General features: G+C 35.2%; 21 protein-coding genes. 10 read left to right on the top strand and 11 right to left on the bottom strand.

What is annotated here, in order from left to right; translation table 11 throughout:
• The first annotated feature begins 181 nt into the window (after positions 1–181).
• Positions 182–1,384 (top strand): NAD(P)-dependent oxidoreductase, encoded by a 1,203-nt coding sequence (locus JO950_RS09355; RefSeq protein WP_202702394.1) that lies wholly within the window; start codon positions 182–184, stop codon positions 1,382–1,384.
• Between the two features lie 157 nt (positions 1,385–1,541).
• Here JO950_RS09355 and fumC read toward each other — a convergent pair whose 3' ends face one another.
• Positions 1,542–2,927 (bottom strand): class II fumarate hydratase, encoded by a 1,386-nt coding sequence (gene fumC, locus JO950_RS09350; RefSeq protein ID WP_202702393.1) that lies wholly within the window; start codon positions 2,925–2,927, stop codon positions 1,542–1,544.
• Between the two features lie 83 nt (positions 2,928–3,010).
• Here fumC and JO950_RS22430 point away from each other — a divergent pair, with 83 nt between their 5' ends.
• Positions 3,011–3,142: a hypothetical protein gene (locus JO950_RS22430; RefSeq protein WP_255567823.1), complete on the top strand. Its 132-nt coding sequence runs from the start codon at positions 3,011–3,013 to the stop codon at positions 3,140–3,142.
• A 489-nt stretch (positions 3,143–3,631) separates the two neighbouring features.
• On the opposite strand, the gene JO950_RS09345 is transcribed toward JO950_RS22430, so the two are convergent.
• Both JO950_RS09345 and arsC read right to left on the bottom strand, forming a co-directional pair.
• The gene (locus JO950_RS09345) at positions 3,632–6,103 is read right to left on the bottom strand and encodes an outer membrane beta-barrel family protein (RefSeq protein ID WP_202702392.1); all 2,472 of its coding nucleotides are present in this window, start codon (positions 6,101–6,103) and stop codon (positions 3,632–3,634) included.
• An 89-nt stretch (positions 6,104–6,192) separates the two neighbouring features.
• A complete protein-coding gene (arsC, locus tag JO950_RS09340; protein ID WP_202702391.1) occupies positions 6,193–6,543 on the bottom strand; it encodes an arsenate reductase (glutaredoxin) in 351 nt (116 codons plus the stop codon).
• Positions 6,544–6,656: 113 nt separating this feature from the next.
• Between arsC and JO950_RS09335 the strand changes: the two genes are divergently transcribed.
• From JO950_RS09335 to JO950_RS09325, 3 genes are all read left to right on the top strand, one after another.
• On the top strand, positions 6,657–7,589 hold the full coding sequence (locus JO950_RS09335) for a CPBP family intramembrane glutamic endopeptidase (protein WP_202702390.1): 933 nt from the start codon (positions 6,657–6,659) through the stop codon (positions 7,587–7,589).
• 11 nt (positions 7,590–7,600) lie between these two features.
• On the top strand, positions 7,601–8,641 hold the full coding sequence (locus tag JO950_RS09330; protein ID WP_202702389.1) for an AMP-binding protein: 1,041 nt from the start codon (positions 7,601–7,603) through the stop codon (positions 8,639–8,641).
• A gap of 70 nt (positions 8,642–8,711) precedes the next feature.
• The gene (locus JO950_RS09325; protein WP_202702388.1) at positions 8,712–8,912 is read left to right on the top strand and encodes a bacteriocin; all 201 of its coding nucleotides are present in this window, start codon (positions 8,712–8,714) and stop codon (positions 8,910–8,912) included.
• A 74-nt stretch (positions 8,913–8,986) separates the two neighbouring features.
• Here JO950_RS09325 and JO950_RS09320 read toward each other — a convergent pair whose 3' ends face one another.
• The 3 genes from JO950_RS09320 to JO950_RS09310 form a co-directional block, all read right to left on the bottom strand.
• Positions 8,987–10,207, bottom strand: coding sequence for an RsmB/NOP family class I SAM-dependent RNA methyltransferase (locus tag JO950_RS09320; RefSeq protein WP_202702387.1), 1,221 nt, complete (start codon positions 10,205–10,207; stop codon positions 8,987–8,989).
• 143 nt (positions 10,208–10,350) lie between these two features.
• Positions 10,351–12,324: a KUP/HAK/KT family potassium transporter gene (locus JO950_RS09315; protein WP_017496128.1), complete on the bottom strand. Its 1,974-nt coding sequence runs from the start codon at positions 12,322–12,324 to the stop codon at positions 10,351–10,353.
• 133 nt (positions 12,325–12,457) lie between these two features.
• Positions 12,458–13,669 carry a hypothetical protein gene (locus JO950_RS09310; RefSeq protein WP_202702386.1) on the bottom strand — a complete coding sequence of 404 codons (1,212 nt, stop codon included), beginning with the start codon at positions 13,667–13,669 and terminating at the stop codon, positions 12,458–12,460.
• A gap of 117 nt (positions 13,670–13,786) precedes the next feature.
• On the opposite strand from JO950_RS09310, the gene JO950_RS09305 reads away from it, so the two are divergent.
• The 3 genes from JO950_RS09305 to JO950_RS09295 all read left to right on the top strand — a co-directional run bounded on the left by JO950_RS09305 (position 13,787) and on the right by JO950_RS09295 (position 16,106).
• The gene (locus JO950_RS09305) at positions 13,787–14,848 is read left to right on the top strand and encodes an oxidoreductase (RefSeq protein ID WP_202702385.1); all 1,062 of its coding nucleotides are present in this window, start codon (positions 13,787–13,789) and stop codon (positions 14,846–14,848) included.
• A 268-nt stretch (positions 14,849–15,116) separates the two neighbouring features.
• Positions 15,117–15,491 (top strand): hypothetical protein, encoded by a 375-nt coding sequence (locus tag JO950_RS09300; RefSeq protein WP_229998401.1) that lies wholly within the window; start codon positions 15,117–15,119, stop codon positions 15,489–15,491.
• Positions 15,492–15,713: 222 nt separating this feature from the next.
• Positions 15,714–16,106 (top strand): hypothetical protein, encoded by a 393-nt coding sequence (locus JO950_RS09295; RefSeq protein WP_202702383.1) that lies wholly within the window; start codon positions 15,714–15,716, stop codon positions 16,104–16,106.
• A 148-nt stretch (positions 16,107–16,254) separates the two neighbouring features.
• Here the strand turns inward: JO950_RS09295 and JO950_RS09290 are convergent, their stop codons facing one another.
• The 4 genes from JO950_RS09290 to JO950_RS09275 form a co-directional block, all read right to left on the bottom strand.
• Positions 16,255–16,713 (bottom strand): sensor of ECF-type sigma factor, encoded by a 459-nt coding sequence (locus JO950_RS09290; RefSeq protein ID WP_202702382.1) that lies wholly within the window; start codon positions 16,711–16,713, stop codon positions 16,255–16,257.
• 17 nt (positions 16,714–16,730) lie between these two features.
• Positions 16,731–17,144 carry a hypothetical protein gene (locus JO950_RS09285; RefSeq protein WP_202702381.1) on the bottom strand — a complete coding sequence of 138 codons (414 nt, stop codon included), beginning with the start codon at positions 17,142–17,144 and terminating at the stop codon, positions 16,731–16,733.
• Between the two features lie 33 nt (positions 17,145–17,177).
• Positions 17,178–17,720, bottom strand: a complete 543-nt coding sequence (locus JO950_RS09280; RefSeq protein ID WP_202702380.1) for an RNA polymerase sigma factor — start codon at positions 17,718–17,720, stop codon at positions 17,178–17,180.
• A 62-nt stretch (positions 17,721–17,782) separates the two neighbouring features.
• The gene (locus JO950_RS09275; protein ID WP_202702379.1) at positions 17,783–18,916 is read right to left on the bottom strand and encodes an SRPBCC family protein; all 1,134 of its coding nucleotides are present in this window, start codon (positions 18,914–18,916) and stop codon (positions 17,783–17,785) included.
• A gap of 430 nt (positions 18,917–19,346) precedes the next feature.
• Between JO950_RS09275 and JO950_RS09270 the strand changes: the two genes are divergently transcribed.
• Positions 19,347–19,727, top strand: a complete 381-nt coding sequence (locus tag JO950_RS09270; protein ID WP_202702378.1) for a nucleoside triphosphate pyrophosphohydrolase family protein — start codon at positions 19,347–19,349, stop codon at positions 19,725–19,727.
• A 291-nt stretch (positions 19,728–20,018) separates the two neighbouring features.
• Here JO950_RS09270 and JO950_RS09265 read toward each other — a convergent pair whose 3' ends face one another.
• Complete coding sequence (locus tag JO950_RS09265) at positions 20,019–21,089, bottom strand: branched-chain amino acid aminotransferase (protein WP_202702377.1); 1,071 nt, start codon at positions 21,087–21,089, stop codon at positions 20,019–20,021.
• A gap of 317 nt (positions 21,090–21,406) precedes the next feature.
• Between JO950_RS09265 and mnmD the strand changes: the two genes are divergently transcribed.
• Complete coding sequence (gene mnmD, locus JO950_RS09260; RefSeq protein ID WP_202702376.1) at positions 21,407–22,072, top strand: tRNA (5-methylaminomethyl-2-thiouridine)(34)-methyltransferase MnmD; 666 nt, start codon at positions 21,407–21,409, stop codon at positions 22,070–22,072.
• Positions 22,073–22,184 lie beyond the last annotated feature (112 nt).

Below are 22,184 nucleotides of genomic sequence, written 5' to 3'. Positions count from 1 at the left end.
TTAAAATCAAGATTTAACAAAAAATTTATAATTTGTTTATTTATTTGGTTGTTTGTCAGCTTTTAACGGTTTTTAAACATTCTAAATTGTATTTTTTCAACAAAATTTTAACTAAATTTGTTATATTTGAAACAAATAAGATGTAAAAAGTTATATTAATAATTATTTTAAACCCGTTTAAATGAAATTTGGAATCATAAAAGAAAGAAAAAACCCGCCGGATCGCAGAGTTGTTTTTGCTCCTAATGAACTTACAAAATTGAAACAGCTGTATCACGAAGCAGTAGTGGAGGTAGAGAGCTCTGATATCAGGATTTTTTCGGATATACAATATAAGAGTATGGGAATCACAGTTACGGAAGATCTTTCTAATTGTGATGTATTATTTGGAGTAAAAGAAGTTCCGGTTGAGAATTTGATTCCGAATAAGGCTTACTTCTTCTTTTCGCATACTATTAAGAAACAGCCTTATAACCGAAAACTGTTACAGGCTATTTTGGAAAAAAATATAGATTTATACGATCATGAAACTATAGTAGATGCTCACAACCGCCGTTTAATTGGTTTTGGAAGGTATGCCGGAATGGTTGGCGTTTACAACGGAATTCGTGCTTTTGGGATAAAGTTTGAGTTGTTTAAGCTGCCGAAAGCAGAAACACTTGACGGAAAAGAGGCTTTAATTAAACATTTGAAGCGCATTACCATGCCCGCTTTGAAATTTGTGATTACCGGAACGGGTAAAGTAGGGAGTGGTGCCAAAGAGATTTTGGATGCCATAAAAGTAAAAGAGGTTACAGTTGATAATTATCTGACTAAAAATTATGCACAGGCTATTTATGTACAGTTAGATGTTTTAGAATACAATAAGCGTATTGATGGTCAGGTGGTTGATTTTAAAGATTTTGTAGCGTATCCGGAGGAATATGTTTCTGATTTTGAAAAATTTACAAAAGTAACGGATATTTATTTCGCAGGTCATTTTTATGCAACGGGAGCACCAATGATTTTAACACGTGAAATGCTGAATGCGAACGACTGCAAGTTAAAAGTTGTTGCTGATATTTCTTGTGATGTTAACGGACCAATTGCCTGTACGTTGAGATCTTCGACAATTGCCGATCCTTTGTACGGTTATTTTCCTTTAGAAGATATAGAAGTGGATCTTTTTCATCCAGCGGCAGTAGCAGTGATGGCGGTTGATAATTTACCGTGTGAAATTCCGAAAGATGCAAGTGAAGGTTTTGGAGAGCAATTTATGGAACATGTAATTCCGGCTTTCTTCAATGGTGATAAGGACGGAATCTTAAAACGTGCTAAAATAACTGAGAAAGGAAAACTAACAGAGCGATTTAGCTACCTGCAGGATTATGTAGACGGAAAATAGAAAGAGGAATTAGTATACAGTCACAGTATTCAGTTCTCTAAAAAAAAATCCATTCGCACAGCGAATGGATTTTTTTATAGAGAAAATCTAAAATCTAAAATCTAAAATCTAAAATCTAAAATCTAAAATCTAAAATCTAAAATCTAAAATCTAAAATCTAGACCATCTCCTCCGGTTTTACCCAGGCATCAAAATCTTCCGGGCTAACGTATCCTAAACGAACGGCTTCTTCTTTAAGTGTAGTTCCGTTTTTGTGAGCGGTCTGAGCAATTTCGGCAGCTTTGTAGTAGCCTATTTTGGTGTTTAAAGCTGTAACCAGCATCAGTGAATTGTCTACCAGTTCTTTAATACGTTTGTAGTTGGGTTCGATTCCCTGTGCACAATGCTCATCAAACGAAACACAGGCATCTCCTAATAATCTTGCCGATTGCAGAAAGTTGGCTGCCATAACCGGTTTGAAAACATTTAGTTCATAGTGTCCTTGCATTCCGCCAACAGCGATTGCCATATCATTTCCAATCACCTGAGCGCAAACCATGGTTAGAGCTTCACATTGGGTGGGATTTACTTTTCCGGGCATGATAGACGATCCTGGTTCGTTTTCCGGAATATGAATTTCACCAATACCTGAACGTGGTCCTGATGCTAACATTCTCACATCGTTTGCAATTTTGTTCAGAGCAACTGCCAATTGTTTTAAAGCCCCGTGAGTCTCCACAATTGCATCGTGTGCAGCCAAAGCTTCAAATTTGTTTTCGGCAGTAACAAAGGGATGATTCGTAAATGTTGCAATATATTCAGCTACTTTTACATCATATCCTTTTGGAGTGTTCAATCCGGTACCAACTGCTGTACCGCCTAAAGCGATTTCAGATAAATGCGCTAAGGTGTTTTTCAGGGCTTTTAATCCAAAAGACAATTGAGCGGCGTAACCTGAAATTTCCTGCCCAAGAGTTAGGGGGGTAGCATCCATAAGATGTGTACGACCGATTTTTACCACATCCTTAAATTCGGTTGCTTTTTTTACCAAAGTAGCGTGTAGTTTTTCAACTCCCGGAATGGTGGTTTCAACAATCATCTTGTAAGCAGCAATATGCATTCCGGTTGGAAAAGTATCGTTAGAAGACTGTGATTTATTGACGTCGTCGTTTGCTTTTATAAATTGTTCGCCTTCTCCAATGTTAAATCCTTTCAGTACTTGTGCGCGATTGGCAATTACTTCATTCACATTCATATTGCTTTGTGTTCCCGAACCAGTTTGCCAGATGACAAGAGGAAATTGATCGTCTAGTTTTCCTTCAAGAATTTCGTCACAAACGGCTGCTATGGCATCTCTTTTTTCGATTGGTAAAACGCCCAGATCGTAATTGGCATAAGCAGCTGCTTTTTTAAGATAAGCAAAGCCTTCAATGATTTCCTGTGGCATAGATCCCGCTGCACCAATTTTGAAGTTGTTTCTGGAACGTTCCGTTTGTGCTCCCCAGTACTTATCTGCCGGAACCTGAACTTCACCCATCGTGTCTTTTTCTATTCTGTATTTCATTATGTTGTATGTAAAAAGTTATTTGTAAAGTGTAAAAAGTTATCTGTAAAATGTAAAATGTTTGCTGAAAACTGAAATTTCTTATGAAAAGGAATGGACTAGCCCTGATGGGAGCGGCATCCTTTTGTACCGGGGTTCGGGACAAAAGATACAGCGGACAGCAGGAATTAGCTTCTGAAGATTCTCATGTTCTTGTGCATGAGATTGTTCAGTAAAATGGCGGTTATCCATAAGAAAAAAAGCTTATTTAAAATGAGTATAAATATAAGCATAAATGTTATTTCCAGAAAATTGATTTGGATTTTATTGGTAACGAAAAATATAAGGCTTACATTTGTCCTTACATTCAAAAATTCCGGAAAACATGTTTGAATTTTCACAGTACTTAGGTTTTTTACTTTTCTTGACCATACTAACTATAGGGTTTTGGTTGATGTTTTTCTTAGTTGGTTTCGTATCTTATTGGGTTACGGGTGCTAGCTGGGAAATGTTCAAAGAGAAAAGAGCAAAGAAAAAGCAAGAACAATCAGCTTAAATTTTAGTTGATTTCAATAAAAAGGACTCGTTTTGCGAGTCCTTTTTTTATGCTAAAAAATGAAATTTTAATAAGCAATATTCAAATTCCAAAATCAAAAAAAATCCAAATTCCAATTTTGTAAAACTTAATTGGAATTTGGATTTTTTAGTTTGGATTTTAAGTGAGATTATCCAGGAAATTCTCCTCCGCCGTCACCGTCATTTTTAGGTGCGCCCGGTTTTTCTCTGTCACTTTTTGGTTTGTTGAAACGGTACGTAAACGATAGATTGAATTGACGTTTACGGAATTGCATTTCGCCGTAAGATGTTTGACTTTCTAGAGTGGTGTCATTTTGAAGGTAAGTATACGATCTCATGATTCTTGAGTTAAAAATGTCGCTTATATTAAACGCAATTGTGGCTTTGTCTTTCAATACATCTTTACTGAAAGCGGTATTCATTCCAAATTGGTCTAGAATCTTACCCTGTGCTGTTTTTTGTGCGCCATTGTAGGTACCACTTAACTGCCAGTCAATTTTATATGGCAATGTAACTTTTGAGCTGATTCTGGCAAACCAGGTGTTGGCCTGATTGTTCAGATTTTGTACAATCACTTGATTATTAGTGTCTGTATACGTGTTCTCTCCGGTTGTTTTTACATTGTAAAGGTTGAAGTTACTGTTTATTTTCCACCATTTATACGGACTGTAATTGAAGGTGAATTCGAAACCATATTTTTGCTCTTTTCCTAAGTTGATAGGACGGCTTAAAATAACAGGAATTCCGTCTACTTTATCTCCATTTGGAGTTCTGACAAAGCTGAAAACATCTTTTGTATTTTCGAAATAAGCAGAAGAACTAAAGGTCACTTTTTCCCATCTTTTGATATATCCTACATCAAATTTATCGGTTAATGATGGATCTAAGTCAGGATTACCCTGGAAAATGTTAATGTTACTGGCGTAATTAAGAGCCGGATTCATGAAACGTCCTCTCGGTCTGGATAAACGTTTACTATAACTGGCAGTGAAGTTACTCTGATCTGAAATTTCATAACTAACAAAAGCACTTGGAAACAAGTTGTTGTACTTTTTGGTGTTAAAAATACTATTGTCTAATAAGTTTACTTGAATATTCGTGTCTTCCCAACGTAAACCAAATAAATAAGAGAATTTATTGACTTTCAGTCCGTACTGTGCATAAAGTGCATTGATGTTCTCTTTGTATTCTAAAGTATTTGATTTTTTTGGATCTATAACATAGTTTCCATTGATAAGATTTGTAACGTTGTACTCGTTGTTTAAATCTCCAAAACTTCCTTTGTACCCTGCCTCAAACTGACTTCCTTTTCCTAGTGGAAGTACATAATCTGCCTGAAGTAGTATTTGTTTTTGCACCTGATCATTCAATGTGGTATTAGAAGTAGGTAGAGCGGTAATAAGCCCGTCGCTATCGTCTGTATTTCTGGAAACCGATAAATCGGCAGTCAGTTTGTGTCCTTTATCGTTGAAATTTTTGATTAAGTTCGAAGTAAATTCTACGTTTTCACTTTTGGTATCGGCATTATTGAAACGATTGGTAGTTCCTGTAAAAGCATGAGCGGCATCAAAATTATTGTAGTTAATATAATCTTTATCCTCACCCGAGTTCTTTTGATAATTAATGGCATTTGTCCAGAAGGTGTTAGGAGCAACTGTCCATTCCATACCCGCTCTGGCATTAAAACCGTTTCGGATTCTTTTGGTATCACGATCTTCATCTAAATAACCTTTTGGAGATCCATCGGCATTATAATAAGAAGTATTGGTTAAACCCATACCTTCATTGGTTCTGTAGTTGTAACCTGCAGTGGTGAAATAGTTTAGTTTTTCGGTTTTATAATTTAGGTTGGCACTCAAACCATAAGTTTCAGGAAGTCCTGTTGAAGCAATAAAAGTTCCGTTGAACCCCTGATTTTTTCCTTTTTTAAGAATGATATTGATGATTCCTGATCCTCCCTCTGCATCATAACGTGCTGATGGATTAGTAATTACTTCTACTTTGTCGATAGCATCTGCAGGAAGCTGACGTAAAGCCTCAGCTACATTGATCGCATTTGAAGGACGTCCGTCAATTAAAATTCGGATATTGTCACTGCCTCGTAAGCTTACATTTCCTTCAGAATCAACAGAAACAGAAGGAACATTGTCTAAAACATCACTTACTGTTCCGCCTTTGACCATCATATCCTGTCCAACATTGTAAACTTTTTTGTCCAGTTTTATTTCGACACTTGATTTTTCGGCACGAACGACAACTTCACTTAATTGCGCAGCGTCTTCGGATAAACTTACGACACCTAAAGCAGTGTCTCCGGAAATTGTTTTTCCTTTAATAAAAGTAGGTTTAAACGAAATAAATTCAACTTTTATATCGTAAGTACCCGGGGCAATAGCCACATCAAACTCTCCTTTTGGATTGGTGATTCCGCCAGCTATAACTTTGGTGTCATTTGGGGCTGTGATCGAAATAGTAGCGTACTCAAGAGGTTGTTTGCTTACTTTTTCGAGAACTTTCCCGGTAACTTTTACCTTGTTTCTGGCAGGAGGTGCCTGTTGTGCATAGTTGTACAAACTTGTAAATAGGCATACAAGCAATACAGCAAATTTGATTTTCTTCATTGTGATTTTTGGTTTCTTTTGTTCTTTAGACGGCAAATGTAACTTTTGGTTTAAAGAGAAAAATCACAAAAATTTGTTAATACGGTTCTTTATAATTGATCTAAAAAAGAAGCCACTAAATCCGGATCTCTGCCAATGATTGCTTTGTCATCTTTTATAACAATCGGACGTTCGATCAAAATAGGATTTTCGGCCATAGCTTCAATAATCTGATCATCGGTCAGTTCTTTTCCTTTGTAATTTTCAATCCAGATTTTTTCCTTAATTCTAATCAATTGCAGCGGTTTAAGGTTTAGTTTTTCAAGAAGTTTTTTTAAATCATTAAAGTTCGGCGTTTCGGTCAGATAAGGGATAATTTGATATTCCTGTTTTGTGTTTTCAATAAAAGCCAGGCAATTTCTTGATTTTCCGCAACGTGGGTTGTGATAAATTTGTATCATTTTGTTATATTTAGAATGTTGTAAGATAATTAAACCGAAATAGGTATTTTAGCAGTGCCAAAAATAAGATTTAGTTATTAAATCGAATTCTCATTTTTTAAATTATTATCAATATGTTTTTAGAACAAGGAATTAAACCTCATAATAAGTTCTGGTTGTATCTTTTAGGGTCCGTTGTAATTATTATAGCATCTTTTATTGGTCAGATTCCTTTTTCTCTTGCAGTGTTTTATAAGAGTTGGATTTCCGGCAAGGGGTTTCCTTCTAATGATGCGACGGTTATGAAAATGTTTGAACCCAATTTGACCTTGTTTCTGGTGATGATTTCCTTTGCTTTTGCTTTTGTGGGGATTTATTATGTGGTGAAATATATGCACCGTCAGACTCTTTTATCCGTCACTACTTCAAGGGCAGAAGTAGATTGGAGACGAGTTGGTTTTTCTTTTTTATTATGGTCTTTGTTCTCTGTTTTGAGTTTTGTGGTATTGTATTTTAGTTCTCCCGAGAGTTTCGTGTGGAATTTTAAATGGATACCTTTTTTAATTTTAGTGGTAATCGGAACGGTGTTAATACCGATACAAACCTCTACCGAAGAATATGTCTTTAGAGGGTATCTTATGCAGGGATTTGCTAATTTAGCACGAAACAGGTGGTTTCCTTTACTGATGACTTCGGTTATATTTGGTTCGATGCACGTCTTTAATCCTGAAGTGGTAAAGATGGGGTATATCGTGATGGTGTACTATATCGGAACCGGTTTGTTTCTCGGAGTGATTACCTTAATGGATGAGGGAATGGAACTGGCATTGGGTTTTCATGCTGCTAATAATTTAGTAGGAGCTTTGTTGGTAACGTCCGATTGGTCGGTTTTTCAAACGCATTCACTTTTTATTGATATATCAGAGCCTTCGGCCGGTGTAGATGTGCTATTACCGGTAGTTGTAGTTTATCCTGTTCTGCTTTTTATTTTTAGTAAGAAGTACAATTGGAGTAACTGGAAAGAAAAATTAACGGGGGAAATAAATGTTGTAAAATCTTTAAATTAAAACACACAGTCATGTCAAAATTAACACATAAAAATGTCCATAATTACTTTAAGTTAAATGGTTATCATTTAAATGGGAAAGATTTATGCCGCATAGGTTACAGTTACATCAAAGAAGGAGATGTATATGAAAAAGCTATTGGTGAGTTTTTGCTGGATTGGTTCGATAAGAAAGAGTTTATTGAAATGACAACTTCTGGCACGACCGGACTTCCAAAATTAGTACGACTCGAAAAACAGGCGATGATTCAGTCCGCTTTGGCAACAGGTGATTTTTTCGGATTGAAGCCCGGAGATAAAGCACTGCTTTGTTTGCCTGTGCAATTTATAGCCGGAAAAATGATGTTGGTTCGAAGCCTGATTTTGGGGTTGGATATTGATGTCGTTTCGCCAAGCACGGCCCCTTTGGCTTTAAACAAAACTAAGTATGATTTTGTTGCCATGGTTCCTTTACAGGTTCAAAATTCTGTTGAAGAATTGAAAAATGTGAAGAAACTCATTATCGGTGGTGCTAAGATCGATAGTGCGCTTGAAGAACAATTACTTCCGCTAAAGACCGAGATTTATGAGACCTATGGGATGACGGAAACCATTACACACATCGCTGCCAAAAGAGTGGGAGAAAAGGAATTCTCGATTCTTCCAAATGTGAAAATCGACAAGGATGATCGTGACTGTTTGGTAATTCATCTGGCTTCTGTTTCTAATGAGCCTATCGTTACAAATGACCTGGTGGAGCTGGTTAATGAAAATCAGTTTGTATTTTTAGGAAGAATTGACAATGTAGTGAATAGTGGAGGAGTAAAGTTAATTCCGGAGCAAATCGAAAGTAAACTGATAGGGAAGATAAACAGCAGGTTTTTTGTAACCGGAGTTCCGGATACTACTTTAGGAGAAAAACTAATTTTGGTGATTGAAGGAGAAAAACAAGAGTTTGCTTCTGATTTTTTTGATGTATTAGGTAAATACGAAAAGCCAAAGGAAATTGTTTTTGTTCCGAAATTCAAAGAAAATGAGAACGGAAAACTGTTGCGTAAGCCTAGTTTGGTGTAAAAAAATACTTTGCTGAAAGTAAGAAAAATTGGCTATATTTATAAGGTATTAACTTTAAAACCTAATAATTATGAAATTTATCTTAAATCTAACAAATGTTGAGCAATTAAGTAAAAGCGAATTAAAGCAAATTAAAGGCGGTGATTTTATTTATTATTTAAATGGCTATCAATTGCGATGTGCTAAGCAGTTAACACAACCGCCAACATGTGGCAATATTCCATCATTTTGTTTGATTTCACCAGATATGTGTCCAATTGACCAGTCTTAAACAATAGAAAAAAATCCAAATTCCAACAGTAGCTTTTGGAATTTGGGATTTTATTTTTTGGAATGTGAAAAAAATTAATTAGTTACTTTTCGTTCCAATAAAGCCATATAGAATCCATCAAATCCAGATTCTGACGCTAGTATTTTGCGGTCTTTAATAAAAGTAAATTGCTTTCCGATTTCTGTCTTTAAGAATTTTTCTACCTGTTCCTGATTTTCCGATGGTAAAACGGAGCAAGTGGCATAGACCAATTTTCCACCCGGTTTCACAATTTTCGAATAGCTTTCCAGAACTTCTGCCTGTACTTTTCGAATGTTATCAATAAATTCAGGCTGCAGTTTCCATTTAGAGTCAGGATTTCGTTTTAAAACTCCCAAACCACTACAAGGCGCATCGATTAAAACACGGTCTGCTTTTTCATGTAATTTTTTGATCACTTTTGTAGTATCAATAATACGGTATTCGATATTAAAAGCACCATTTCTTTTGGCTCTTAATTTCAATTGTTTCAGTTTGCTTTCGTACAAATCCATTGCAATTAACTGCCCTTTGTTTTCCATTAAAGAAGCAATGTGCAATGTTTTTCCTCCCGCTCCTGCACAGGTATCTACCACGCGCATTCCGGGTTTTACATCCAGAAAACCGGCTACTAATTGTGAGTTGGCATCCTGAACTTCAAAAAGTCCTTGTTTAAAAGCGTCTGTTAAGAATACGTTGGCTCTTTCTTTTAAAACTAAAGCTTCAGGCTGATCTTTTAAATATTCCGTTTCAATATTTAAATCCATCAACGTGTTTCTCAAGTTTTCCTTGGTACCTTTAAGCGTATTGGTTCTTAAGATAACTTTAGCCGGCTGATTTTGAGCAGCAATTTCTTTTGCCCAAACTTTCTCTCCTAATTCTTTTACTCCTAATTCATCCATCCAGTCCGGAATAGATTCTTTTAGAGCTCTAACTTTAGAAAGCTCATCGAAACGGCCTTTTATTTTTCTCTCAGGAGTTCCTTCCAATTGTCTCCAATCCGGAATAGGATATCCTCTCAAAACTGCCCAAACCGCAAACATTCTCCATAAGTTATCTCTGTCGTATGGTTCTTTTACTTCTGCAATTTCTGCATATAGTCGCTTCCAGCGAACAATTTCGTATATCGTTTCAGCAACAAACTTCCTGTCGGAACTTCCCCAACGTTTGTCTTTTTTTAAGGCTCTGGCTACCACTTTGTCTGCATATTCTCCTTCATTGAAAATAGCATTTAAAGAATCGATGGTAGTATAAACTAAATTTCTGTGTAATCTCATTTTAATTATTTGAGTTGCAAAGGTACTATTAATTGATTGAAAGTTAAATTTTTAATTTTGATTGTTGATTTAACTTCTTTTTAAAAGAAAAAACACTCTAATAAAGTTTAAAAGAGTGTTTCTTAATGATGTTTTGGAATGATTTATTTCGTAATACGTGTCAGTCCAATATTTTCAGGAGCGTGAAGCACCATCGGGAATTTCTCAATTTTTACGGAGCTACTGTCTAAACCAAAAGCTCTTTCTTCAGATAAACTCAGTTTTTTAATGAAGAAATAAGAACTCATGATAATGTTTTCATGCCATCTTAGATCGTTGTCGTTAGATAAGAATTTCTCTGATAAAACAAATTTAAAGTCTCCAATAATATTGTTTTTGTTCAAAGACTCGTAACGGCTGGTGATGTCTACTTCGCCACGTTTTACCATATCGCGAATTACTTCTCTAAACATTAAATTGATTTTTGTAGGCTCTCTGAATCCTAAATTAAAATCGATTCTGTAAATGTCGTCCTTAGCGATTTCGGTAACTTTGTATTGTGTTTTGTAAGGTTCCGTCAAAATGTTTACGTGTACAAACCAGTAAATATCAGCTCTTTTTGGACGCTTTTGTAGAATAGAGTAGATTACTTTTTCCTCTAATTCATCAACACGATTAGCGTTAGTCATATAAACCAGATGAGTAGCGTATTTTGGTATCGATAAGTCTTCGCTTAGTTCCATCAATACCTTTTTATAGTCATCAATTTTGATGATTTTGGTGTAGCTTTTGTTGATTTTCTTAGCCAGGTACCATATTGTCATGATAGAGATTAAGGCAATCGCAATAATTAAAGTTACGTAACCGCCTTCGGCAAATTTAGTAATGTTAGCAATCAGGAAACTAAACTCAATCAGTAAATAGATAGTGATTAACGGCACCATCAGGTACAATTTTACACGTTTCATGATGAGATAGTAATTCAGTAAAATGGTTGTCATGATCATACACAGAATAATGGCAAGACCATAGGCATGCTCCATATTTCCTGATTTCTCAAAGTGTAAAACAATTCCAACACAACCAAAAAACAATAACCAGTTGATCGATGGAATATATAACTGTCCTTTTACTTCGGTAGGGTATTTAATTTTAACTTTTGGCCAGAAGTTCAGTCGCATAGCCTCGTTGATCAAAGTAAATGATCCGCTTATAAGTGCCTGAGAAGCAATTACCGCTGCCAAAGTAGCTACCACAATTCCGAATGGAAGGAACCAGTGTGGCATAATCAAATAAAAGGGATTTCCATTTTCTCCACCCAGTTGTTGCAGTGTACTTCCTTCATGATGGATTAAGTAAGCAGCCTGTCCGAAATAGTTTAAAACCAAAGTGGTTTTTACAAATACCCAGCTAATTCTGATATTTTTTCTTCCGCAATGTCCCATATCAGAGTACAAAGCTTCGGCACCCGTTGTACATAAAAACACGAAACCAAGTACAAAGAAACCGTCAGGATGAATGGATAGTAAATGATAAGCATAATACGGATTTACCGCTTTAATTACTTCAGGAAATTTTAGAATTTGAATTGTTCCCAGAGTTCCCAACATTGCAAACCAGATCAGCATCATTGGAGCAAAGAACTTTCCAACTAGTTTGGTTCCAAATTGTTGTATGGTGAAAAGAATGAATAAAATTGCGATAACAATATAAACAATAGTCTCCGTTTGCATAGTCGGATAAAATGCCCGGATTCCCTCTACAGCCGAAGAAATAGAAATTGGAGGGGTTATAATTCCATCAGCTAATAAGGCACTTCCTCCAATAATTGCGGGGACAATGAGCCATTGAATTTTAGTCTTTTTAACCAGTGCATATAAGGCAAAAATCCCGCCTTCACCATGATTGTCGGCACTTAACGTGATCAGTACATATTTTATTGTAGTCTGAAGCGTCAAAGTCCAGAAAACGCATGAAATTCCACCAAGAACGATATCAGAATTAATGGCGTAATCGCCAAGAATGGCTTTCATTACATACAATGGAGAAGTACCAATATCTCCATAAATAATTCCTAATGTTATCAGTAAACCCCCTATAGACAACTTACTATGTAAGTTTTTATGCGATGCGCTCATGTATATTTTTATAAAAGACGGTTGCAAATTTAGCGTTTTATAATAAACTAACCTCAATTATAACTAAAAAGATAAAAAAAAGCACAATCGTTAAATTGTGCTTTTCATTTTATATAAGATTGGAAACTGGGGATTAAATTCGTCTACCACCGTAACTTCTTCCGCTGGAACCACTCTCTCTTTGTGGCTCACTGCTTCTGGATTCCTGACTTGCTCTTGGAGATTCGGAACGTTGTGTGTTTTGCGAACTCTGTCTCTCTGAATTTCCTCTGTTTTCTGAATAACTTCTGGAAGACTCATTTCTTGAAGGAGTCGAAACCCTTTCTGTAGTTCCATAGTTTTGCGAATTTCCTCTGGAAACATTCGAATTGTTTTGACCATAATCTCTTCTGCCTGTATTTTCAACTCTTACAGGATTTGTGCTTATGCCTGAATTATCTCTGTTGTTAGAAGAGGTTCTGTTTGTAGTGTAATTTCTGTCAGATGTTGTTCGGTTCTCTCCATAATTTCTGGTTGAGGTTCTGTTGTCTGTAGTAGATACTCTATCCGAATTGGATCTGTTTGTCGTGTATGTATTTTGATTTCTTCCATAATCTCTGGTAGTAACACGTCTTTGATCTAAATCATATCTGTTAGTAACATTCGAATTTCTTTGCGCAAAACTATAATCAGGACGTCTGGTTTCGTAACCGTACGTGCGTCTTGTTTCATAGATAACCGGAGCTCTGTAACTTCTTCTTGTATTTACATAGTTGTAGCTATTGTTCACATTAATACAAAGATTGATGTTGTTTCTGTATCTGTAAATTGGGTAAGGTCTCCAGGCATAGTAATATCTAGGATAGTAATTCCAACTCCAGCTAGAGTAATACGGTCTGTAATTGGTTACCCAAAACGAAGTGTAAATTACTGGAGCTACATTGTAAACAGGCTCGTAAATATAGTTGGCACCATACAAGTAGCTGTTCCCAACAATTTGTACATTCACCCTGTTGTAATTGTCTCTTTCTACATCGATTGTAGCGATGTCCTGAAAAACATCACGATCTAAAACCGCCTGAATAATTACTACGTGAGTTCTGTTTTCTACAGATTCGATTACACGTAAATAATCCACCTGGTTGTCATCGTTTAAATCAAGATTTGAAATTTGATATTTCGAGTCATTTAAACGTCTTTCAAAATCCTGTAGATTAGCCGATTCTCCGAAGATAGAAGCAACAGCTCTTAAATCTAGGTTATCGCTTATATCTGAATTTTTTGCATAAACGGTAGTTTGGCTTTGTACGGGTACAGAACTCAAGCCTATTGCCAGGAGGGCTATAAAAAGTAGTTTCGTTTTCATTTTTAAATCGTATTATGATTACTATTTTGAGGTATCCAATTACTGTGCCAGAAAAAAAAGCGAAACTTATTTCAAGTGTTATAAATAATTGTATTTTAGCGCTAAAAAACTAATTTTATGAGAAAAGTAATATTCTTTTTTGGTGCTTTTATTTTGTTAATGTCTTTTAAAACCTTGAATCATAATGGTAATGGGATTTTTAACACGGGTTTTACATCAATTCAGATAGATACTTTGTTTCAGGATAAAATTAGCATCAGAGCGATCTCAATCGATAAAAATAAAATTTGGTATGGAGCTGATAACTCCCGTTTTGGGTTTTATGATTTGAATAAAAAAGAAAAATTTGAAGACCATATTTACCGTGATACTTTGAATCTGGAATTTAGAAGTATTGCTCAGAATGCAAACAATATTTTTTTGTTGAGTGTAGGAAATCCTGCATTGCTTTATCAGGTGTCTAAAAAAACTCAGAAAGTAAAATTAGTATACAAAGAAGTAAATTCGAAGGTGTTTTACGATAGTATGCAGTTTTGGAACGATAAAGAAGGAATTGCGATTGGCGATCCTACAGAAGATACTTTTTCTATTATCGTTACGCGTGACGGTGGCGAGACCTGGACGAAAATTTTATCGGATAAATTACCAACCAATGCAGAGGGTGAAGCCGCTTTTGCAGCCAGTAATTCTAATATAGTAATAAAAGGAAATGATACCTGGCTGGTTTCAGGGGGAAAAAAGGCACGTGTTTTTTATTCGCCGGACAAAGGAAGAACCTGGAAAGCAGTTGAAACACCAATTGTACAGGGAAAAACAATGACCGGTATTTTTACAGCCGATTTTTACGATTCAAAACACGGATTTATCGCTGGTGGTGATTATGAATTTCCGGAACAAAAAAGGGATAATAAAGCCTTTACTACTGACGGAGGAAAAACCTGGCAGCTAATTGGGCAGGGTATGGGATTTGGATATGCTTCGTGTGTGCAATACGTTCCGGGTGGAAATGGTAAAGAAATTATTTGTGTAGGTTCTGAAGGAATCCAGTATTCGCAAAATGGTGGAGAGAACTGGATGCAATTATCAACGGATACAAAATTGTTTACCATTCGTTTTTTGAATAGAAATACGGCAATTGCTGCCGGTTATAATAAATTGGTACGATTGAATTTTCGATAAAATACGCATGATCGTTTTTATAAATAAGGTACGTTTGTAGTAGAAAGCCGGTCTAAGGAATAAAGAGGTAGCCTTACAGTTGTTGAATTGTAAGGTTTTTTTTATGATTTATTTTTTTATTCTGAAAGAAAAAAGTATGTTTGTACATCCATCCAAAGCAACTTTAATCTCCCGAACTTAAGAGAGAACCAAATTTTCAAGCTAACAAGGTTATAAATTGTAGGTTTGAATACTAGTAATGAAAGGCTTATAGTATTTGTAGAAAGTCTTGGGAAAACAGCACTGTAATACCATGGATGATGATGTAATTTTTACTTCGATTTGGCCTCTTCAGGGCCAGATTGGAACAACAGTTGTGCTTTCGGCCGATGAAAACCCTTATAAAGAGAATATTCGCCCGGGGTCTTTGACCATTGTTGATGTGCGGTTTATAACTATCGGGCTGCCATACGTTGTTGTTGTTACTCATTCAGCTTTGATATTGGATGCTGTAGGTTATAGTCGTTTTTCTGTTGTAGTTCCTCCGGGTTTATTTGCGGGAGTGCGGTATGTTATTGTTTTTACCCTGGTAAAGACCACAGGAGCGGGTGTACCGCTTTTGTTTAGAACCTCTCCTCATAATTTTTTTTTCACCGTTGTATAAAGAATATTGTTTTTGAATATGGTTTTAATAATAAGTTAGAATAGTACTAAATGAAGTAATGGATGATATACTTTTCGTTTGCATTTCTTGTTTTTTGGCACAAGGAAAAAAAGTTTGTTCATATTGTCAGAACAGCTTTAATCTCCCAGTTTATTAGATAACCAAATTTTTAACAAACAATATTGTAAAATGTAATGCTTGAATAGTAATAATAATTGACTTATGTTATCATGGTATAGTAAGTCTTTAAAGAACAATATAAAAGAGATGAATGATGATGAAGTAATTTTTAGTTCTTTTTGGCCGAGTCAGGGTCAGGTTGGAACAACAATAACATTCTCGGCGAATAACAATCCTTATAAGGAGAACATTAGACCAGGTTCCATGGATATTTATGAAGTTACATTTATAAGCCCTAGTTTACCGTCTGTTGTAGCTGATTCTGGTGTAATAATCGATGAGTACAGTCGTTTTTCCGTTAGAGTACCAGCTGGTGTTGTAGTAGGAGGGAGGTATGGAATTATTTTTACACTAAAGAAAACGAATGGAGTAGGAGCACAAGAGTTGTTTTTTTTTAGAACCTCCAGTTATCAGCCTAGTTTTACTGTTCTATAAAGTTTTTTTCCTTTGGTAGACTAGTAAAGAAAGGGTATGTTTAGCTTTTGCCACTTATGCTAATTGTTTAAAATAACAAGAACCCTAAATAAAATAATAAAGTAAGTATTATTTTTTAGGGTTCTTGTTGCTGTTGTTTGATAGAGGATTAGCTTTTATTGGCTTTGTCCCTGTATTGTTTTAGTAATTTACGGTTAAAGTCGTCTTCTGATTTTTTAAGCTTTAAGATTTTCTTAGCAGAAAGGATCTTCTTTAAGTTGCTGTTGTATTTGTCTCTCAGGGTATATAATTCTTTGTCTGCGCTTTCCATTTGTGACAAGAGTGAAGCTGCTTCTTTTTCAGACATGGTACTAATGTTATCGTCATCTAGTTTGCGCAAATACATTTTCATTTTTTCGTGACGCAATTCATATTGTTTGTCATCGTATGTATTGTAAATGGGCCAGAATTTCTCGGCTTCTGTCGAGGTGAGCTCCAGTTCTGTTGTTAAAAAAGAAACTTTATAAGCTTTAATCTTTTCCCGCTTTTCGTCTGTTTTGTCATTCTGTGCATAAAAGGAGAATGTAATAAAGAATAGAAGTATCGGAAGTATATTTTTAATTTTCATCTTTTGAAATTTTAGTTTTATTCTGAAATTAAATTTTCAATATTAGGGTTGGTAGCTAAGATGTCTTCAAGAGTTTCCTGTTCAAGAGCAACATTTTTACCAAGTTTATCAATGTCTTTTGTGTCCAGTTCACGAATCAAATCGTATTGATTTAAGTTGGACTGATAGGATAAGTAGGTTTCCAGAGTATCCTCGTCAAGATCTTTGGATGTATTGTAATGGTTGATAACAGGAATCAGTAAAGCTGCAAAAACAACTGCGGCAGCCGCAATCGAAAGTGTTTTTTTACGCTTGTAAAGCGGTATTACTTTTACTTCTTTCTCTTCGTTTATTTGCTGTAAAACCTTTGTTGAAAAAGCATCAAAATAATTCTCCGGAGTTTTAAACCCGGTTTTTATTTTCGGTTCGTTTTCTAATTTAAATGTTTTCATAGTAGCTATAAGACAGTTGTTGTTACAAAAGGTTTAATTTGAGGTAACATATATTTCAATTTTTTTTACTGCGTGATGATAGGATGCCTTCAAAGCGCCGACTGAAGTTCCCAGAATTTCAGCGATTTCTTCGTATTTTAATTCTTCAAAATATTTCATTTTAAAAACCAATTGCTGTTTTTCCGGTAAGGTTACAATCGCTTTTTGAAGTTTGATCTGAATTTCGTCTCCTTCAAAATAAACATCGGCCTTTAAATTGTCGATGGCTTTATTTTGTAGTGCTTCAGAAGTTATTCCGTTCAGTTTAGCTTTTTGACTTAAAAAGGTCAAAGCTTCGTTGGTTGCAATTCGATACATCCAGGAAAAAAGCTTGCTTTCTCCCTTGAAGTTTTTTAAATACTGAAAGACTTTTACAAAAGTATTCTGTAAAACATCATCTGTATCGTCGTGATTCAGAACAATGTTTCGAATATGGGAATACAGCGGTTTTTGATAATCAGATACGAGCTTTTGAAACGCGGTATTTTGCGTTGCAGGATTTAATAATAGTTGAATAAATTCCTTCTCGTCTGCCAAATTCCGTTATTTATGGTGTTAGAATGAATTTTGAACAAAAGGTTTAATTAACCTCGATTATTTTAGAATTCTGACTGTTCTTCTTCTGTAGGCGTTTTAGGCGTTTCAGCAGGTTTTGCTACTGTCGGATCGGTAGTGGCAGGCCTGTAAACAGGAATTTTAGCTACCGGAACTACTTTAGGTTTTGTTGGATAGTAAATTTCAGTCATTAACTTAGACGGGCTTTTTACATCCAGTTTGCTCATGGCTAGGATTTCAAGATGTGACCAGCTTAAATCAGGTGTGATTTTTTCGTTGTTGATGAAAGCAGTTGTTTTTTTAAAGGCTTCGTTAAGGTGCGAATAATCGCCTTTTAAAGTGGTTTTTACGGCTTCAAATCCGTTTAATTTTCCTCCTGAAATATCGCTTCCAGAAGTAGTTACGATTTCTCGGCTGGTTGGTAAACAGATTGAGATTTTAGCCAGTCCTGTTGTAATGTCGTAAGTGTGGTAAATGATAAATGGTTTTCCATTCGTAGCTAACCCATTGTTTTTGCTAAATTCGATCAGTTTCGGAATGACGATTTTGGCATTTTTACCAACTTTTCCAATTTCACTCGTGAAGGTTTGTCTGATGTAAGGAGTTTCAGTCTTTCTTACTAATCCGTTAACTTTTATAGCGTATGTTTTGGTTTCGTAATCTAAGTTTTTGTCAATATTGGCAAGACTTTTTTCGTAGATAGTTCCAATTACTTTGTCCGAGCCTCCGTTTAGAGCGGCGTAAACTTTAAATAAAAAACTCATCGTTCCGGATGCTTTCCAGGTTACTTTTGTTTTTCCGGCTAACGTATCTTTAAAAGTCCAGTTTACATCAGCTTCGGTTCCGTCATACTTCATTTTTTGTTGTATGCTTTCTCCGTCCTTTGTTTTTAGAGTGATTGCGTTTCCATTTCCTTCAGATCCTGTCCAATAAAAAGAAGCCCCATTTCCGACCGTTTTGTTAGGAAATGTCATTTTCATCGTAGGATCTTCAACAGACCAGGATTCAAAATCTTCATAATTTCTAAAATCATTAAGATAATTGTATACCGTAGCTTTTGGTGAATTGATCACTTTGCTTCTTTCTACAGAAAAGATCCCTTTTTGTGTGGCAACAAAAACGGTAAGGGCAACAAGGCTTAGTAATAATAGAAGGAATAGATATTTAAGAATCTTCATTGGAATGGTTTATTTGGAGTCGTAAAGTTATAAATTTATTACTAGTCGCACTAATAACACTTTGCTAAAAGTACATTTTATGCCATTATCGGAAGAGAAAATCAAATAAAACGTACTGAAAATGATTGTATTTGAAATCGAAAGCTTTCTTTACGGTTCTATCTTTTGAAGAAAAATTTAATTACAAATAAAATGGCAATAAAAAGTAAAAATACGAGTAATACTTTATAATTGCCTTTGTAAAAAACCTTGTGTAAAGCGAGATCTTTTCGATAAGCGAATATCATTACGATTACGAATGCAATAAAAAAACAGAGTCCGAATATTAATTGTCCTTGACTAAACATAGTTAAAAATTATTTTTGGCAAATTTAGAGAATTGTATACGAATTGTTGCTAATTTGGTATTTCATTTAATCAAAATAATATCATGAAGAAACAACTTGATGCGGTGACTGAGTTTCATACTGCTTTTAGAATAGGTCATAGTCTGGAACCGATTGCTGATTTGGGAGAGACAAAAAAGCTGCTTCGTTATAATTTAATGAAGGAGGAAAACGAAGAATATCTGGAGGCGGTTCAGAACAACGATTTAGTTGAAATTGCTGATGCTTTGGGAGACATGATGTATATTTTGTGTGGAACTATTATCGAGCACGGTTTGCAGGACAAAATCGAAGCTGTTTTTGATGAGATTCAACGCAGTAATATGAGTAAATTAGGAGAAGACGGGAACCCAATTTACAGAGAAGACGGAAAAGTGATGAAAGGTCCGAATTATTTTAAACCTGATTTTTCTAAACTTTTGTAAAGAAAATTGTTTTAACACATAGAAACATAGCTTTTAATGTGGGAAAAAGACGTTTTACTTTTTTAAAATTCACATAGCTATGTGTAAGAAACAGGTTTCTTTTTGAAATATTCAGTTAAATCTATGTTTCTATGTGTTGAGATTTTTTTCACGCAGATTTATACAGATTTAATTTTTTAATCTGTTGTTTCGATTTTGGGCGTAGCTTATCAGTGAGAAGAGTGGTATAAAATAACAAACCCGACAGGTTTTTTAAAACTTGTCGGGTTTGTATGAATTTATATTTTTGGATTACTGTACTTTTACAGTCCAGCCAAAAGTATCTTCAGAAAGTTTGTTTTGAAGACTTGTTAGTTTTTCTTTTAATAGAGAAGCGTAAGAATTCTCAAGAGGCGCCATTTCGTAATAGACATCCTGATAAGAGAAACCTTTAATTACACTTACTACAGCGGCAGTTCCTGCTCCGAAGATTTCTTTTAAAGATCCGTTTTTAGCTGCTTCTACCAATTCTGATACAATAACAGGGCGAACTTCAACTTTAAGACCTTCTTTTTCTGCCATAGCGATTAAACTTTTTCTGGTAATACCGTCTAAGATTCTCTCGCTTGTTGGAGCTGTTAATAAAGTATCATTGATTCTGAAGAAAACGTTCATAGTTCCGGCTTCTTCCAATTTAGTATGTGTGGCATCATCTGTCCAGATTACCTGTTGGAAACCATCTTTGTTTGCCAGATTGGTTGGGTAAAATTGTGCTGCATAGTTTCCGGCAGCTTTAGCAGCTCCAATTCCTCCGTTTGCGGCTCTACTGTAATGTTCTGCGATAATTACTTTCACTTCACCTGCGTAATAAGACTGTGCAGGAGAAAGTAAAATCATGAATTTATATTCGTCAGAAGGATTTGCTACAACACCAGCACCGGTTGCAATCATAAAAGGACGGATGTACATACTGCTTCCGTTTCCTTTTTGAATCCATTCCTGATCAATTTTCAATAATTCGTTCAAACCGTCCATAAAAACAGCTTCAGGAACTTCCGGCATAGCCATACGAACTGCTGAATTGTTAAAACGTTTGAAGTTTTCATCCGGTCTGAACAACCAAACATCATTATTGTCATCTTTATAAGCTTTCATTCCTTCAAAAATAGCTTGTCCGTAGTGGAAGACTTTTGAAGAAGGATCCATTAAAATTGGAGCATAAGGCTTAATGACAGGATTTTGCCATTCTCCATTTTTAAAATCACACTCGAATAAATGGTCTGTAAAAACAGAACCAAAGCTTAAATTTTGAAAGTCTACTCCGCTTATTTTTGACGAAGTTGCTTTTCTGATTTCAATTTTGTTGGTTTGAGTTGTACTCATAATTAATATGTAAAGTTTTTTTTATGTAATTAGCATTAATAATAAAGAAAATCTAAAGCTATGATTTGGTGAGTGATAGATTTTTCTCAATGCAAAATTAAGTAAAAATATATAATTTGCTTAGTAAAACTGCATTATTTACGCCCTTTAACTGAGATTTATATATCTTATAATAAAGTGAAAAAATTAAGACATTTTTATAAAGAATTTATGAAAAACAAACCGTTTTTTAAGGCTTTACGCATTTGTTTTGACTAAATTTGGCACTTAAAATGCCCTATTTATCAATAGAAAAAGAGGGCTAATTCTGAAATAAGGTGAAAAGAGAAATAATTAAAACGCTAGATGGCTCAACGACAATTCATTTGCAGGAATGGAATGAGTCTTACCATTCCAAACACGGAGCGATTCAGGAAGCCAAACATGTATTTATAAAAAATGGTCTTTCCCTATTTGATGCTGCTCCGGTGAGTATTCTTGAAATAGGTTTCGGAACGGGGTTGAATGCGTTTATTACTTTTTTGGAATCCAGGTCAAAACAGCAGCAAATTGATTATGTGGGAGTAGAAGCTTATCCGGTTGATGCGAAAGAGGTACTTGAAATGAATTATGTTGCTGAATTGGAGGCAGACAATTATAAGGATGTTTTCGAAAAAATGCACGAATGCGAGTGGAATCAGAAAGTGGTTATCCGTGCCGATTTCATGTTAACCAAAAGGAAACAATTTTTTGATGAAATTGATGATTTTGAAATTTTTGATTTGATTTACTTTGATGCCTTTGGATATCGGGTGCAGCCGGAGCTATGGAGTACTGAAATTTTTCGAAAAATGTACCAAAGTTTAAAGCCAAATGGAGTTTTGGTAACGTATGCCGCTCGCGGAGTTGTTAAAAGAAGTATGATAGAGGTTGGTTTTACAGTTGAAAAATTGGCAGGACCTCCCGGAAAAAGAGAAATGTTTAGAGCCTTTAAAAAGGTTTAAATGAGTTGTTTAGAATGATTCTATATTGATTTATATGCATTAAGAAATCGTATTCGCTGCTAAAGTTTTTAAAAAAATAAGTTAAAATCAATACTAGTGATTGATATTTGTT

Source organism: Flavobacterium sp. UGB4466, assembly GCF_903469665.1.
In the GTDB taxonomy this organism is placed as follows: domain Bacteria; phylum Bacteroidota; class Bacteroidia; order Flavobacteriales; family Flavobacteriaceae; genus Flavobacterium; species Flavobacterium lipolyticum.
The sequence above is the reverse complement of the archived record's forward strand: the minus strand, read 5'-3'. Positions and strand labels throughout refer to the sequence as shown.

Bases quoted from the DNA above. Each gene is read 5' to 3' on its own strand.
- JO950_RS09285 (WP_202702381.1), bottom strand. From the start codon at position 17,144: ATGAAAACATTTAAATTAGAAAACGAACCGAAAATAAAAACCGGGTTT.
- JO950_RS09330 (WP_202702389.1), top strand. From the start codon at position 7,601: ATGTCAAAATTAACACATAAAAATGTCCATAATTACTTTAAGTTAAAT.
- JO950_RS09305 (WP_202702385.1), top strand. From the start codon at position 13,787: ATGAGAAAAGTAATATTCTTTTTTGGTGCTTTTATTTTGTTAATGTCT.
- fumC (WP_202702393.1), bottom strand. From the start codon at position 2,927: ATGAAATACAGAATAGAAAAAGACACGATGGGTGAAGTTCAGGTTCCG.
- JO950_RS09290 (WP_202702382.1), bottom strand. From the start codon at position 16,713: ATGAAAATTAAAAATATACTTCCGATACTTCTATTCTTTATTACATTC.
- arsC (WP_202702391.1), bottom strand. From the start codon at position 6,543: ATGATACAAATTTATCACAACCCACGTTGCGGAAAATCAAGAAATTGC.
- JO950_RS09315 (WP_017496128.1), bottom strand. From the start codon at position 12,324: ATGAGCGCATCGCATAAAAACTTACATAGTAAGTTGTCTATAGGGGGT.
- JO950_RS09295 (WP_202702383.1), top strand. From the start codon at position 15,714: ATGTTATCATGGTATAGTAAGTCTTTAAAGAACAATATAAAAGAGATG.
- JO950_RS09325 (WP_202702388.1), top strand. From the start codon at position 8,712: ATGAAATTTATCTTAAATCTAACAAATGTTGAGCAATTAAGTAAAAGC.
- JO950_RS09275 (WP_202702379.1), bottom strand. From the start codon at position 18,916: ATGAAGATTCTTAAATATCTATTCCTTCTATTATTACTAAGCCTTGTT.
- JO950_RS09310 (WP_202702386.1), bottom strand. From the start codon at position 13,669: ATGAAAACGAAACTACTTTTTATAGCCCTCCTGGCAATAGGCTTGAGT.
- JO950_RS09335 (WP_202702390.1), top strand. From the start codon at position 6,657: ATGTTTTTAGAACAAGGAATTAAACCTCATAATAAGTTCTGGTTGTAT.
- JO950_RS09270 (WP_202702378.1), top strand. From the start codon at position 19,347: ATGAAGAAACAACTTGATGCGGTGACTGAGTTTCATACTGCTTTTAGA.
- JO950_RS09265 (WP_202702377.1), bottom strand. From the start codon at position 21,089: ATGAGTACAACTCAAACCAACAAAATTGAAATCAGAAAAGCAACTTCG.
- JO950_RS09320 (WP_202702387.1), bottom strand. From the start codon at position 10,207: ATGAGATTACACAGAAATTTAGTTTATACTACCATCGATTCTTTAAAT.
- JO950_RS09345 (WP_202702392.1), bottom strand. From the start codon at position 6,103: ATGAAGAAAATCAAATTTGCTGTATTGCTTGTATGCCTATTTACAAGT.
- JO950_RS22430 (WP_255567823.1), top strand. From the start codon at position 3,011: ATGAAAAGGAATGGACTAGCCCTGATGGGAGCGGCATCCTTTTGTACC.
- JO950_RS09355 (WP_202702394.1), top strand. From the start codon at position 182: ATGAAATTTGGAATCATAAAAGAAAGAAAAAACCCGCCGGATCGCAGA.